Annotated in this window: 14 protein-coding genes; 11 read left to right on the forward strand and 3 right to left on the reverse strand. The window is 75.0% G+C overall.

Features of this window, described 5'->3' with window-relative positions:
* The first annotated feature begins 10 nt into the window (after nucleotides 1-10).
* Nucleotides 11-2725, forward strand: a complete 2715-nt coding sequence (locus J1G43_RS10075) for a substrate-binding domain-containing protein (protein ID WP_307859546.1) — start codon at nucleotides 11-13, stop codon at nucleotides 2723-2725.
* A 101-nt stretch (nucleotides 2726-2826) separates the two neighbouring features.
* Here J1G43_RS10075 and J1G43_RS10080 read toward each other — a convergent pair whose 3' ends face one another.
* Nucleotides 2827-4587: a DEAD/DEAH box helicase gene (locus J1G43_RS10080; protein WP_207378392.1), complete on the reverse strand. Its 1761-nt coding sequence runs from the start codon at nucleotides 4585-4587 to the stop codon at nucleotides 2827-2829.
* Nucleotides 4588-4860: 273 nt separating this feature from the next.
* Entirely contained in the window at nucleotides 4861-5268 is a 408-nt protein-coding gene (locus tag J1G43_RS10085; RefSeq protein WP_207342236.1) for a CoA-binding protein, read from the reverse strand.
* A 186-nt stretch (nucleotides 5269-5454) separates the two neighbouring features.
* Here J1G43_RS10085 and J1G43_RS10090 point away from each other — a divergent pair, with 186 nt between their 5' ends.
* The 8 genes from J1G43_RS10090 to J1G43_RS10125 all read left to right on the forward strand — a co-directional run bounded on the left by J1G43_RS10090 (nucleotide 5455) and on the right by J1G43_RS10125 (nucleotide 11286).
* Nucleotides 5455-6009: a CDP-alcohol phosphatidyltransferase family protein gene (locus J1G43_RS10090; RefSeq protein WP_207370432.1), complete on the forward strand. Its 555-nt coding sequence runs from the start codon at nucleotides 5455-5457 to the stop codon at nucleotides 6007-6009.
* Complete coding sequence (locus J1G43_RS10095; RefSeq protein ID WP_207370431.1) at nucleotides 6006-6953, forward strand: DUF881 domain-containing protein; 948 nt, start codon at nucleotides 6006-6008, stop codon at nucleotides 6951-6953. The genes J1G43_RS10090 and J1G43_RS10095 overlap by 4 nt, the downstream gene beginning before the upstream one ends.
* Nucleotides 6950-7282: a small basic family protein gene (locus J1G43_RS10100; RefSeq protein WP_089799054.1), complete on the forward strand. Its 333-nt coding sequence runs from the start codon at nucleotides 6950-6952 to the stop codon at nucleotides 7280-7282. The genes J1G43_RS10095 and J1G43_RS10100 overlap by 4 nt, the downstream gene beginning before the upstream one ends.
* Complete coding sequence (locus J1G43_RS10105) at nucleotides 7279-8520, forward strand: DUF881 domain-containing protein (RefSeq protein ID WP_207370430.1); 1242 nt, start codon at nucleotides 7279-7281, stop codon at nucleotides 8518-8520. Before J1G43_RS10100 ends, J1G43_RS10105 begins: the two co-directional genes overlap by 4 nt.
* 185 nt (nucleotides 8521-8705) lie before the next feature.
* A complete protein-coding gene (locus J1G43_RS10110; protein ID WP_207342240.1) occupies nucleotides 8706-9176 on the forward strand; it encodes an FHA domain-containing protein in 471 nt (156 codons plus the stop codon).
* A 7-nt stretch (nucleotides 9177-9183) separates the two neighbouring features.
* A complete protein-coding gene (locus tag J1G43_RS10115) occupies nucleotides 9184-9936 on the forward strand; it encodes a MerR family transcriptional regulator (protein WP_249670528.1) in 753 nt (250 codons plus the stop codon).
* Between the two features lie 105 nt (nucleotides 9937-10041).
* Nucleotides 10042-10548 carry a bifunctional nuclease family protein gene (locus J1G43_RS10120; protein WP_207342295.1) on the forward strand — a complete coding sequence of 169 codons (507 nt, stop codon included), beginning with the start codon at nucleotides 10042-10044 and terminating at the stop codon, nucleotides 10546-10548.
* 156 nt (nucleotides 10549-10704) lie between these two features.
* Nucleotides 10705-11286, forward strand: a complete 582-nt coding sequence (locus J1G43_RS10125; RefSeq protein WP_089799047.1) for a MerR family transcriptional regulator — start codon at nucleotides 10705-10707, stop codon at nucleotides 11284-11286.
* A gap of 188 nt (nucleotides 11287-11474) precedes the next feature.
* Here the strand turns inward: J1G43_RS10125 and J1G43_RS10130 are convergent, their stop codons facing one another.
* Entirely contained in the window at nucleotides 11475-12239 is a 765-nt protein-coding gene (locus J1G43_RS10130; RefSeq protein WP_207342241.1) for a ParA family protein, read from the reverse strand.
* Between the two features lie 246 nt (nucleotides 12240-12485).
* Between J1G43_RS10130 and J1G43_RS10135 the strand changes: the two genes are divergently transcribed.
* Both J1G43_RS10135 and J1G43_RS10140 read left to right on the forward strand, forming a co-directional pair.
* Complete coding sequence (locus J1G43_RS10135; protein ID WP_207342242.1) at nucleotides 12486-12674, forward strand: hypothetical protein; 189 nt, start codon at nucleotides 12486-12488, stop codon at nucleotides 12672-12674.
* A 45-nt stretch (nucleotides 12675-12719) separates the two neighbouring features.
* A complete protein-coding gene (locus tag J1G43_RS10140; RefSeq protein WP_307859547.1) occupies nucleotides 12720-13226 on the forward strand; it encodes a GNAT family N-acetyltransferase in 507 nt (168 codons plus the stop codon).
* Nucleotides 13227-13325: the final 99 nt, after the last annotated feature.

Below are 13325 nucleotides of genomic sequence, written 5' to 3' on the forward strand. Positions count from 1 at the left end.
TGCGCCCGATGTGGGTCAAAAGCATCAGCTCGACTCCGACGGTGTGGGCGAGGTGTGGCAGATGGTGACGGTCCGACGCGGGGTTCCCGCCACGGTGCGTCGGACGATCGGAGTCCTGTCGCCGGTCGTCGGAGGGTTCTACTTCGGCGCACTGATCGCCGGCGTCGCCCGGGCTGCACGGGGCGTGGGGCACCGCGTGGTGGCCGTCCAGACCTACCCCGCGGGCCTCGACCGCGAGCGCTACCCCGAGGAGTCGGTGCTCGACACCCCGGTGGCGCTGGGTGCGGTCGACGGGCTCGTCGTCATCGGCAAGGCGCTGAGCCCGGAGCGGCTCGCGGCCGTGCGCGAGTGGGGCGTCCCGGTGGTCCTCATCAGCGAGGACCCTGCGCACCCCGACGACCCGGTGGTCGTGCCCGACAACGTCGGTGGCGTCCGCGCGGCCGTCGAGCACCTGATCTGGCACGGGCACACCGCCATCGGGTTCCTCGGGAACCTGGGGCAGCGCGACATGCGCGAGCGCTTCGCTGCCTACCGGACGACGCTGGCCGAGCACGGCATCGACTCCGACGACTCCTGGTGGTACGAGGCGTCGGACAACCAGGAGCAGGGCGGCGTCGACGCGGCCGCCCGGATGCTGCAGGCCGGGACACCCACCACCGCCGTCATCGCCGCGACCGACCGCAACGCCGTCGGGTTCCAGCGCGCGCTGCGCTCGCACGGGCTCGTGCTGCCGCGTGACCAGGCGGTCGTCGCGTTCGACCACGCCGACTCCGGTGCACGGGTGAGCCCGCGGCTGTCGACCGTGGACGCGCACTTCGGGCGCGTCGGTGAGCACGCCGTCGGGCTGCTGCTGGCGCGCATGCGCGGCGACGACGTCATGCCGGGGGAGCACCGGGTGCCGTCGTCCCTGGTGGTGCGTGAGTCCTGCGGGTGCACCGAGGTCACGTCGCCCGGGCAGGAGGGCGGGGACGTCACCGGGTCCGAGCTGCTGCGCCGGCTGGCCGACTCCGCGTTCGCCGGCCCGGCCGGCTCGGCCGTGTCGCGGCGCACCGGCCCCGACGCCCGCGAGACGTGGTGGCGTGCCGTGGAGGAGCCCGTCGAGGTCGCCGCCGAGCGTGGCGTCTCACCGGCGCCGGCCGCGCTCGGTCGCCTGTCGGACCTCACCGCGGCGCTGCAGCCGCACCCCGAGGCGCTCGAGCAGATGGTGGCGGTGCTGCGCACGGTGGAGCGGCGTCGCGTCGAGTCGCTCGACGAGGCCCGCGCCGGGCACGAGCCGGCGGTGCGCCGCGCGGTCACCGACGTGCTGCTCGCGGTGACCAAGGGGTGCACCCGCGCGATGCTGGCCCGCAGCGGTCAGCTCGAGCGCACGATCGTCGACCAGTACGAGGTCGACATGGACCTGCTGCGGGGCGACGGCGCCAGCCCGCGTGCGCTGGGGTGGCTGCCGCGCGGGGTGCGCGGTCACGCGTGCCTGGGCCTGTGGGTCGGCACGGACCGCGGCCCCGGGGACCGGGAGATGGAGATCGTCGGTGTGCACGACACCAGCGGGACGCTCTCGCGGCTCGTCGGGGTGCGGACCACCGCGAGCCAGTTCCCGCCCCCCGCGCTGACGCGGGCGGGCACCGTGGGGTCCAACGAGCTGACGTTCGTCGTGCCGGTCACGTTCGGCGGCAGCGACTGGGGCCTGCTCGCGATCGACGGGACGGTCGAGACGCGGGCGACGCAGCCGCGGGACCGGTTCAACCACTGGGCCGCGCTGCTCGCCGTCGCCCTCGACCAGGAGCGGCTGCTGGGATCGCTGCGCGAGCAGCGCAAGGCGCTGGAGCAGGCGGCCGCCCGCGAGCGGGCGCTGGCCGACACGGTCCGCGAGAGCGAGGAGCGGTACGCGCTGGCGTCCATGGCCGCGCACGACGGGACCTGGGACTGGGACGTCTCGGCGGGCGCGGTGTACTACTCGCCGCGGTGGAAGCAGACGCTCGGGTACGCCGAGGACGTCATCGGGGACCAGCCGTCGGAGTGGCTCGAGCGCGTGCACCCCGCCGACCGCGACGAGCTGTCCGCCGCGATCGCCGCGCAGCTCGCCGGGTGCGGGACGCCCCTGGAGCTCGAGCACCGGGTGCGGACGCAGTCGGGGGACTACCGCTGGATGATGTGCCGCGCGGTGACCGTCCTCGACGACGCGGGGTGCCCGTCGCGGCTCGTCGGGACGCTGGTCGACGTGACCGAGCGCAAGGAGGCCGAGATCGCCCTGCAGCGCGACGCCCTGCACGACCCGGAGACGGGCCTGGTGAACCGGCTGCTGTTCCTCGACCGGCTGGGGGCCGCGCTGCTGCGGTGCCGGCGGTCGGCCGCGTACGACTGTGCCGTGGCGTTCGTCCGCGTCGTGGACGGCGGCGCGGTCCAGCGCGACGAGGACCACGCGCCGGACGTCCACCGCGAGGTGGTGCGTCAGCTGCGCCGTCCCCTGCGGGAGGGCGACACGACGGCACGCACGGGGGAGGACGACTTCGCGATCCTGGTCGACGACGTCGGCGCCGGCGGGATGCCGGACCGGCTCACCGAGCTGCTCGAGCGGCTGCGGCGGGAGATCGGCCCGCGCATCGCCATCGGGGTCATCGGGTCGGTGCGCGGCATGCGCGACGTCACCGAGGTGCTGCGCGAGGCCGACATCGTGCTGCTGCGCGGGCAGGCGCGCAGCGACCCGCGGAACACCGCCGTCCGCTGACGCCGCCGCACGGCCACCGCACCACGGACGACGGACGGGGCGTCACCTCACGGTGACGCCCCGTCCGGACGACCTTGTGCCGGCGTGCGCCGGCGGTCGGGTCAGGCGTGCGTGCGGTGCGTCCGCTCGCCGCGCGCCGGGCCGCGCGACGCCTGCGGCCCGGTGTCGAGGCGGATCCGCAGCGGGCGTCCGGCGACCCGCGTGCGGCCGAGGCGGTCGACGACGTCGGCGCTCAGCCCGTCCGGGATGTCGACGAGCGCGAAGCTGCCGAAGATGTCGATCTTGCCGACGTCCTTGCCGGTGAGGCCACCCTCGCCGGTCAGCGCGCCGACCAGGGCGCCCGGCTGCAGGCCGTCGCGCTCGCCGATCGAGACGCGGTAGCGGGGGCGCCCGCTGGGCCCGGTGGTCCCGGGACGCCGACGCGGGCCGGCCCCGTGCCCGCCACGCACCTCGTCGGTGCGGGCCTCGCGGGCGCGACGCACCGCGTCGTCGAGGTCCTCGACCTCGGACGCAGCACCGGGCCCGGTGTCGCCGACGGCCAGCGCGGTGACCGCGGTCAGCACGTCGACCGGGTCGAGGTCGGGGTTCGCGGCGAGGTGCTCCACGACGGCCTGGCGCACGACCTCCAGGCGACCGGCGGCGAGGCGCTCGGCGGTCCGAGCCAGCATCGCGGTCGCACGGTGCGCGCTGACCTCCGCCGGCGTCGGGATGGCGATCTCGGTGAGGGTGACGCGGATGGTCCGCTCGATCTGCCGCAGGCGGGACCGCTCGGCAGGGGTGATGAACGTCAGCGCCTCACCGGTGCGGCCGGCGCGGCCGGTGCGGCCGATGCGGTGCACGTAGGACTCCGCCTCGCGGGGCAGGTCGAGGTTCACGACCAGACCGATGCGCTCCACGTCGAGCCCGCGGGCGGCGACGTCGGTGGCCACGAGGACGTCGAGCGCGCCGGAGCGCAGACGCTCGACGATCCGCTCACGGTCCGACTGGGCGACGTCCCCGGAGATGTGCGCGGCGGCGATCCCCCGCTGCAGGAGCGCGTTGCCCATCTCCTCGGCGGCCTCGCGGGTGCGCACGAAGACGATGGCGGCGTCGGCGTCGCTGACCGCGAGCACGCGGGCCAGCGCACCGGCCTTGTGACGGTAGGGCACGACCGCGAAGGACTGCTTCACCGCGTCGACCGTGGACGACTGCCGCGTCACGGACACCGAGACGGGGTCCTTGAGGTGCTTGTCCGCGACCCGGCGGATCGGCGTCGGCATCGTCGCCGAGAACAGGGCGACCTGCCGTCCGGCCGGCGTGCCGGACAGGACCTTGTCGACGTCCTCCGCGAAGCCCATGCGGAGCATCTCGTCGGCCTCGTCGAGCACGAGGAAGCGCACGTCCTCGAGGCGAAGGGTCCGGCGCTCGATGTGGTCGATGACGCGACCCGGGGTGCCGACGACGACCTGGGCACCGCGGGCAAGGGCCCGCTGCTGCGGGACGAACGGTGCCCCGCCGTACACGGGCACGACCTGCAGGCCCGGCATGTCGGCGGCGAACGAGGTCAGCGCGTCGGCGACCTGCATGGCGAGCTCGCGGGTGGGGGTCAGCACGACCACCTGCACCGCGGCGAGCTCGGGGTCGACCGCCTGCAGGAGCGGCAGGCCGAACGCGGCGGTCTTGCCGGTGCCGGTCTGGGCCACGCCCACGACGTCGCGGCCGGACAGCAGGGCGGGGATGGTGCGGGCCTGCACCGGGGTCGGCGCGGTGAACCCGAGGCGGGTCACGGCGCTGAGGATCTGCGGGGCGAGGCCGAGCTCGGCGAACGTGCTCGTGTCGGCCTCGGAGGTCGTGGGCATGGCAGAGGGCAGGGGGGTGCTCATGGATCACCGTTCGGTGGCAGTGGGGGAGAGCCGGGCGTCGTCAGACGACCCGGACGTCGCTCACCCCGAACCAGACCACGCACCGCCAGGGGCGGCGCACGCAATGTGCACGAGACGGGAGGTGGCTGCCGGCTGACCGGCGGACCGCCCTACGAGAGGGGATGCGACACGACTCCAGATGTCCCGGACACTCTACCCACAGGGTGGGCGAAGCGGGGGGTCAAGACGGGTGACGTCGCACACGCACCCCTGACGCACCGGCGCAGGACGAGGTCAGCCGAGGCCGCGGGCCCTGCCCTCGATCGCCGGGCACGCGTCCTCGACGACGACCAGGCCCGCGGCGCGGGCGCGCGCGACGGCCTCGTCGGCGTGGACGCCGAGCTGCAGCCACACCGCGCGTGCGCCGACGGCGACCGCCTCGTCGACCACCGCCCCCGCGCGTGAGCTGTTGACGAAGACGTCGACGACGTCGGGCGGCTCCGGCAGGTCGGCCAGCCGTCGGACCCCGGGCGCACCGTGGACGGTGGGGGCGCTGGGGTGCACGGGCACGATCGTGTGGCCGAGGCGCTGCAGGTACGCGGACACGCCGTAGGCGGCACGCTCCCGGTTGGTCGACAGGCCCACCACCGCCCACGTGGCGGGGGTGCGCAGCAGGTCGTCGATCAGGCGGGCGTCGTCCATCCCCCGAGCGTGCCACCGCGTCGGCGGGCTCGCCCCGGGACCCGCGCGGGCGCGCGCCGGGTGTGCGCACGGATGCTCGCGGGCCGCGCGACGCGGCTCGGGACATAGGATCGCGCCAGGACGACGACGGGGGAGAGGGTGACCCAGGACCCACCGGTCAGCACGCGTGTGCTCACGGTGCCGAACATGATCAGTCTCGTGCGGCTGCTCCTCGTGCCCGTCTTCGCGTGGATGGTCGTCGAGGGGCACGACGCCTGGGCGCTGGCCGTGCTGCTCGTCTCCGGTGCCAGCGACTGGCTCGACGGCGTGCTGGCGCGCCGCATGAACCAGGTCACGCGGCTGGGGCAGATGCTGGACCCGGCGGCCGACCGCCTGTTCATCCTCGTCACGCTGCTCGGTCTCGCGTGGCGCGACGTGATCCCGGTGTGGCTCGTCGTGGTGCTCGTGGCGCGTGACGTGGTGCTGGGCGTCATGCTGGTCGTGCTCGCCCGGGCGGGGTACCCGCCGCTGCGCGTCCACCTGGCCGGCAAGGCCGGGACCTTCGCCATCATGTACGCGTTCCCGCTGCTGCTGCTCTCGGAGTGGCCGTCCCCGGTCGGTGACGTCGCGGGCGTGCTGGGGTGGGCGTGCGCACTGTGGGGGGTCGCCCTCTACTGGTTCGCCGGGGCGCTGTACCTCGCGCAGGCGGGCTCCGTCCTGCACCGGGACGCGCGTGACGGGCGTGCCGCGAGGACCACGTGAGCCCCCGGCACGCGGAGGCGGGGCCCGTGCGCGAGGCCGACGCGTCGATGACGCTGCTCACCGAGGTCGACCGACGACCGCTCGACCCGGGGTACCAGGAGGCCGCCGACCGCCGGGCGGCCGGCACGGCTCCGCGCCGGACCGTCCTGTCCGCGATCGCCCTGCTGGTCCTCGCCGTGGCGCTCGGCATGTTCGCCACGACGTCCGCGACGGCGCTGCGGCGGCCCGCGCCGGCGGCGCTCGAGGCGCGCGCGCTGCTCGAGGCGGAGATCCGCGAGCGCACCGCCCAGGCGGACGAGCTGCGGCTGATCAACGCCGACCTGTCGGCGCAGATCGCGCAGCTGCAGGGCCGGGCGGCGGCCACCGACGACCCCGAGCTGTTCGCGCAGCTGCAGCACGACGCGGTCCCGGCCGGGGTGGTGCCGGTGTCCGGGCCGGGTCTGCGCGTCGTCGTCACGGACGGCGACGAGGAGACCGTGGCGGACGACATCGGCGCCCTCGTGCTCGACGTCGACCTGCAGATCCTCGTCAACGGGCTGTGGGCGGCCGGGGCGGAGGCCGTCGCGCTCAACGGTGAGCGGGTGATCTCCACGACCGCGATCCGCAGCGCCGGGGACGCCGTGCTCATCGACAGCACGCCCCTGAGCAGCCCGTACACCGTCGAGGCGATCGGCGACGCCGCCACGATGCAGACACGCATGGCGCGGCAGTACACGGGGCAGCACCTGGCGTCCCTCGCCGGCTACGGCATCGACGTCCGCGTGTCCGCGCAGCGTCTCCTCGAGCTGCCCGGACGCGGTCAGCTGACGCTGCGCTCCGCGCGCGTCCTGGAGAGCGGCGACCCGGACCCCGGCGCCGCCACGTCGACGGCGTCGCAAGGCCCTGGGCCGACGCCTTCCGATGTGGCAGGGTCGGGGGGTCCCGACGGAGAGGAGGCGCCGTGATCGCGGTGATCGGGCTCGTGCTCGGCGTCGTCGCGGGGCTCCTCATCGAGCCGACCGTGCCGGCGAACCTCCAGCCGTACCTGCCGATCGCGGTCGTCGCGGCGCTCGACGCGCTGTTCGGCGGCCTGCGTGCCTACCTCGACGGGATCTTCGACGAGCGGGTGTTCCTCACCTCGTTCCTGTCGAACGTGGTGGTGGCCGCACTCATCGTCTTCCTCGGTGACCAGCTCGGCGTGGGCTCGCAGATGACCACGGCCGTCATCGTGGTGCTCGGCATCCGCATCTTCTCCAACGCCGCGTCGATCCGCCGGCACCTGTTCAAGGCATGACCGGCGCCGAGCCCGACCGGCCGCAGGACGCCGGGTCCGCGGACGAGGCAGGTCAGGTCCCGGTGCGTGACGGCGGGACGCGTGACGACGACCTGTGCGACGACGGTCCCGTCATCGACCCGAGGGACCCGCTCGGGCTGGGCGACCTCGGTCCGTCCGACGCGACCGGCACGCCGCCGCCGCTGGCCGCTCCGACGCCGCTGGCCGCGCCGGGTCAGGACGCCTCGGGTCAGGATCCGGTCGTCCTCGACGCGCCGGTTTCCGACGAGCTCGTCCCCGACGAGCGGGGTACCGACGAGCGGGGTACCGACGGCCACGGTCCCGACGAGCAGGGGGAGGGCGCACTCGGGGAAGGTGCGCCCGGGACCTCCGACGCCCCGCACCTGCCACCCGCCACGGACGCCCGGACCCGGGCGGCGGATGCCGCTGCCCCCGCCGACGCCGGCGCGTCGGCCGCCCCGCCCGCGGGCGCGACCGTCGACGACGCGCGCGGGGGAGGCGTGGGTGCGCGGCCCCCGCGGTCCGGCTGGGCTCGCCTCGGTCACGCCATGCGTCCGCGCACCACGCAGGGCCAGCTCATCACGGCGGGCCTGTGCGCCCTGCTGGGCTTCGCGCTCGTGGTGCAGGTGCGCCAGACCACGGACACGCAGCTGGGCGCGCTGCGGCAGAACGACCTGGTGCGGCTGCTCGACGAGACCACCACCCGCACCGACGAGCTCGAGCAGGAGTCCCGTGACCTGCAGCGCGAACGGGACGAGCTGCTGTCCGGGTCGGACCGCCAGCAGGCCGCGCTGGATGCCGCTCGACGCACGGCCGCGATGCAGGGGATCCTCACGGGTCGCCTGCCCGCCACGGGTCCCGGGGTGCGGATCACGCTGACGGAGCCGGACGGCGAGATCCGCCCCACCACCCTGCTCCACGTGCTCGAGGAGCTGCGCAACGCAGGCGCGGAGGCGATGGAGCTCAACGGGCAGCGGATCACGGCGAGCACCGCGGTGACCGGCGTCCGCGGCGCGATCGAGGTCGACGGCACCGTCATCACCTCGCCGTTCCGCTGGACGGTGATCGGTGATCCGGACACGATCGCGCCGGCGCTCGAGATCCCTGGTGGCGCGCTGGCGCGGGTGCGCAGCGACGGTGGGCGGGGCACCGTCGAGAAGGCCGACCGCGTGGACGTCGAGGCCGTCCGCGAGCTGCCCGACCCGGTCCACGCCACGCCGGACACCGACGAGGGATGACGGTCGCGCGCCGCCCCCGGGCGGTGCGTCGCGCCCTCCACCGCGTCCCTGAGGGTGATCGTCACCCGACCGGCGGTGCCGGTGTGCTGCGCACTCGCGCCGTGACCGCATAGGGTGAGTGGGCAAGGCTGGGTCGACGGCGAGCGCGCTCGCACGGGTGCCCGCGACCGACACGGGAGGTGCGCATGAGCGACGATCGACGGGCGCCGGGTGGCGGGCTCCCCGCCTACCGGGGCGACGGCCCGGACACGACGGTCAGCTTCGGCTCGCTGGACCCGGCCGACACCGAGGCGCCTCCGGTCGGGCTGACGTCCGACGAGGCCGCGGCGGTCCAGGCGCTGCCTCCCACCTCGGCCCTGCTCCTGATGCAGCGCGGCCCGAGCGCCGGTGCACGGTTCCTGCTCGACGCCGAGCGGACCACCGCCGGCCGTAGCACGAGCGCCGACATCTTCCTCGACGACGTGACGGTGTCGCGCAAGCACGCGGAGTTCGTGCGCGACGGGAACCAGTTCGTCGTGCGGGACATCGGCTCCCTGAACGGCACGTACGTCAACCGCGAGCGGATCGACGCGGCCGTGCTGCGCCCCGGGGACGAGGTGCAGATCGGCAAGTACCGGATGACGTTCCACCCCAGCCCCCATCGTGACGCGTCCTGACCGCGCTGTGAGCGCTGCCCTCGAGCAGGAGGGCGACGTCGAGGACGGGGACCTGGCCGTCGAGCCGTGGCCGCGCGGGATCTCGCGGCGTGCCTCGATGCGCATCTCCGACGTCCTGGCCGCGCTGCACATCGAGTTCCCGACGGTCACCACGTCCAAGCTCCGGTTCCTCGAGGAGCAGGGACTGGTCGCGCCGGTGCGGACGCCCGCGGGGTACCGGCAGTACTCCCCGGCGGACGTCGAGCGGCTGCGCTTCGTGCTGCGTCAGCAGCGCGACCGGTACATGCCGCTGAAGGTCATCGGGGAGCGGCTGGCGGCCCTCGACGCGGGTGAGGACGCCGAGCCACCCGCGCGCGCACGGCTCGCGACGCGTGACGGGGTCGTGCCGGACACCACCCGGCTCACGGCGGAGCGGCTGGCCCAGGAGGCCGGCGTCGACGCCGAGCTCGTCGCCGACCTGGTCACCCAGGGCGTCCTGCGGCCCGGCCCCCGCGGCGTGTTCGACCCGTGGGCGCGCGAGGTCGTCGCGGTGGCCGCCGCGTTGGCGGACCACGGCATCGACCCGCGCCACCTGCGCACGTTCCGTGCGGCGGCGGACCGCCAGGCCGACCTCGTGGACCAGGTCGTCGCCCCGTGGCGCGGTCAGCGCAGCGTGTCGGCGCGCGCGCGGGCGGGCACGCTCGCCGCCGAGGTGGGGGAGCTGTGCGCCCGCATGCACACCGCCCTGGTGCGCTCCTCGGTCCACGAGATGGCGCCCTGAGCCTCCCCGCGTCCGTGTGACCGCGGGCGCCACCCCTGTTCCGCTCCCGGGCAGACGTCGCGCCCTGCGCGACGTAGCGTGGGCGTCGTGGGCGTGGAACCCGAGATGGTGCCGGTCGAGGTCGTCGGCGTGCGTACGCACCTGGCCGACGACGAGATCGTCGTGCTGCTCCTGGACCCCGACGCCGCGCTGCTCGTCCCCATCCTCATCGGGCCGGCGGAGGCGTCGGCGATCGCGTCGGCCCAGGCCGGGATCGTGCCCCCACGGCCGATGACGCACGACCTGCTGCGCGACGCGCTGGTGGCGGCGGGTGCCCCGGTCGACCACGTGGAGATCAACCGGCTCGAGGACGGCGTGTTCCACGCGGCGCTCGTGCTGTCGTCGGGTCGGCACGTGGACGCGCGTGCGTCGGACGCGATCGCGGTGGCACTGCGGTTCGGCTGCGACGTGCTGTGCTCGGCGGAGGTGGTCGCCCTGGCCGGCGTGGAGATCCGGCCGGCGGCCAGCGAGGAGGACATGGCGCAGTTCCGGGAGTTCCTGGACCACGTCTCGGCCGAGGACTTCGAGATCGGCCCTGATCCCGGCCCGGAGGGCGGGGCGCGGGGCGGTTGAGCCGTCCGGGTGGTGACCTTCGACGTCGACCTGAAGGTGAGGCGATCGACACCGACACGCCGGGGGCGTTCGTTGCGCCCCCGTCATGCCGGGCCTAGCGTTGCCGACGTACCAGTACAGCGCGGACGCCCTCGGGCGCCGCCGAGGGAGGGCCCCGTGATCCGCAACGAGAGTGCCGACGACACCGGCGCTGTCCCTCAGCACGCGCAGGGCCTGCTGTTCGACGACGACCTGCCCGACCTCGACGTGACGACCGGGTACCGCGGGCCGACGGCCTGCCGTGCCGCCGGCATCACGTACCGCCAGCTCGACTACTGGGCGCGCACCGGGCTCGTGGAGCCGTCGGTCCGCCCCGCGACGGGGTCCGGCACGCAGCGGCTCTACTCGTTCCGCGACATCCTCGTGCTCAAGGTCGTCAAGCGGCTGCTCGACACGGGCGTGTCCCTGCAGCAGATCCGCGCGGCGGTGGGCCACCTGCGCGAGCGCGGCGTCGAGGACCTGGCGCAGATCACCCTGATGTCCGACGGCGCGAGCGTGTACGAGTGCACGTCGGCCGACGAGGTCATCGACCTCGTCCAGGGCGGTCAGGGCGTGTTCGGCATCGCCGTGGGTCGTGTCTGGCGCGAGGTCGAGGGCACGCTCGCCGAGCTCCCGCGTGAGCGCGCGGACGACGACGCCCCCGCCGCCACGGGCCACGACGAGCTCGCCCAGCGTCGCCGGGCTCGCACCGCCGGCTGACCCGTCCGCCGCACCACGCGGACCGTCGCGTTGTCGCGGAGGTCCGTCTGCGTCTGGTCGCTCGCCGGCACCGTCCGGTGGCTGCGTGGCCTGCGTGCGACAGCTAATGGCTGCCTCTGGTGCGCTGGGCCGGGCGTCGCCGCGGGGGAGCCGGCGGGGTCGGGCAGCGGGGGGAGCGGTCGTGCCCGTCAGCGACGCGGTGCCCGCAGGGCCCGGTCGAGGAGCTGGTCGAACACGTCGGCCAGCTCGGCCGCCGCGGCGCCGGGCCACACGTGCACCGGCTGCGCGGCGCCCTGTGCCTGCTGCAGCGCAGCGCGTTCGGGGATGCTCGGTGTCAGCACCAGCGGTCCGTAGAGCGTCTGGAGCTCCTGCAGGCGGTAGGCCTGCTCGACCGAGCGCGCCCGCACGCGGTTGACCGCGATGCCGAGCGGCTGCAGCGACGGCGCCGGCCCGCGGCGCAGCTCGTCGATGGTCCGCATCGCGCGGCCGACCGCCATGACGGCGAACAGGCCGGGCTCGGTGACCACCACGGCACGGTCGCACGCCGTCAGGCCGGTGCGCGTGAGCCCGCCGAGCGACGGCGGGCAGTCGATGAGGACGAGGTCATACCCGGCGACCCAGGACAGCGCGTAGCGCAGCCGGTCGGCATCGGCGTCGTCGACGCGGTCGTGCATGACGGACCGCTCGGAGCCGACCAGGACGTCGAGCCCGTGGTCGGCCCACGACGACGGGGCCGTCGCCGCCGCCACGGTCTGCGCGGACGGTGCGTCGAGCACCGACGCGACGTCGCCCTGTGCGGCCGCCGTCCCCAGCGCCATCGTGGAGTCGCCCTGGGGGTCGAGGTCGACGACGAGGGTGCGCAGACCCCGTTCGAGAGCCGCCGAGGCGAGCCCCAGCGTCACGGAGGTCTTACCCACTCCACCCTTGAGGCTGCACACACCGAGGACGAGCACGGCGCCCACCGTAGTCGGACGCGTCGCCCGTCACGAAACCCCTGCCCGACACGCGGCCACGCAGGTGGGTGCGCACGCTGCCGGGTCGGTGGTTGTGCGGTGGTCTGACACCGGATGCCTGGTTCCGTCGGGGACCGGCCCCGCCGCGGTGGCTTCCCCCGCGGTACGGCGGCAGGGGAGGGGAGCCCTCGCCTCGCCGGGTCGGGCATGCCCGGTTAGCGTGGGCGCCGCCGGAAGGAGACCGACATGACCGAGTCGTTCGACGACACGCAGGTGCCCGAGCTGGAGTACGACGAGACGATCCCGCCGCGTCCCGAGGAGGAGGTCGCCGACGCCGCCCGGGCCGTCCCGGACGCGGCTGGCCACGGGGGAGACGGGGCACGCCAGGCGGTGCCCGCGGACCCGGACGAGCCGACGGCACGCGAGGTCGGTTGAGCGCGCCTCGACACCGGTGCCCTGCGGATGGGGCATGCTGACGGCGTGCTGATCCGACGCGTCGACGAGAACGACTGGCCGACCGTGCGTGACATCCGGCTGCGGGCGCTGCGCGAGTCGCCCGACGCGTTCGGGTCGTCGCTGGCCCGCGAGGAGCTGTTCGCCGAGTCGCACTGGCGCATGCGACTGCGCACGAGCTCGACGTGGGTCGCGCTGGACGAGCAGGGCACGCCGCGCGGCCTGGTGTCGCTGGTGCAGGAGCCGGGCTCACCGGACGACGACCGGCACGTGGTGTCGTTGTGGGTCGCGCCCGAGGTGCGCCGGCGCGGGATCGGCTGGTCGTTGCTCGACGCCGTGGTGCGCGCCGGTGCCGCCGACTCGGCCCGGACCGTCTCGCTGTGGGTCGTGGACGACAACGCGTCGGCCGTCGACCTGTACGTGCGCGCCGGCTTCGAGCGCACGGGTGAGCGTCAGGTGCTGCCGCGTGACCCGCAGCGCACCGAGGAACGGTACGTCCGCCGCACGGACGTCCTCGGACTCGCCGGGCGCTGACCGGGAACCGTCTGCGCTGACGCACGGCCACGCCGACCCGAGCGGTCCGCGCCGAGCGGACAGCGGGGGACGTGGCGGCGGGCGCCGGCGGTGTGGAAG

Source organism: Cellulomonas sp. zg-ZUI22, assembly GCF_017353535.1.
GTDB classification, from domain to species: Bacteria; Actinomycetota; Actinomycetes; order Actinomycetales; family Cellulomonadaceae; genus Cellulomonas; species Cellulomonas wangleii.

Bases quoted from the DNA above. Each gene is read 5' to 3' on its own strand.
- J1G43_RS10080 (WP_207378392.1), bottom strand. From the start codon at position 4,587: ATGAGCACCCCCCTGCCCTCTGCCATGCCCACGACCTCCGAGGCCGAC.
- J1G43_RS10085 (WP_207342236.1), bottom strand. From the start codon at position 5,268: ATGGACGACGCCCGCCTGATCGACGACCTGCTGCGCACCCCCGCCACG.
- J1G43_RS10090 (WP_207370432.1), top strand. From the start codon at position 5,455: ATGATCAGTCTCGTGCGGCTGCTCCTCGTGCCCGTCTTCGCGTGGATG.
- J1G43_RS10105 (WP_207370430.1), top strand. From the start codon at position 7,279: ATGACCGGCGCCGAGCCCGACCGGCCGCAGGACGCCGGGTCCGCGGAC.
- J1G43_RS10110 (WP_207342240.1), top strand. From the start codon at position 8,706: ATGAGCGACGATCGACGGGCGCCGGGTGGCGGGCTCCCCGCCTACCGG.
- J1G43_RS10120 (WP_207342295.1), top strand. From the start codon at position 10,042: ATGGTGCCGGTCGAGGTCGTCGGCGTGCGTACGCACCTGGCCGACGAC.
- J1G43_RS10135 (WP_207342242.1), top strand. From the start codon at position 12,486: ATGACCGAGTCGTTCGACGACACGCAGGTGCCCGAGCTGGAGTACGAC.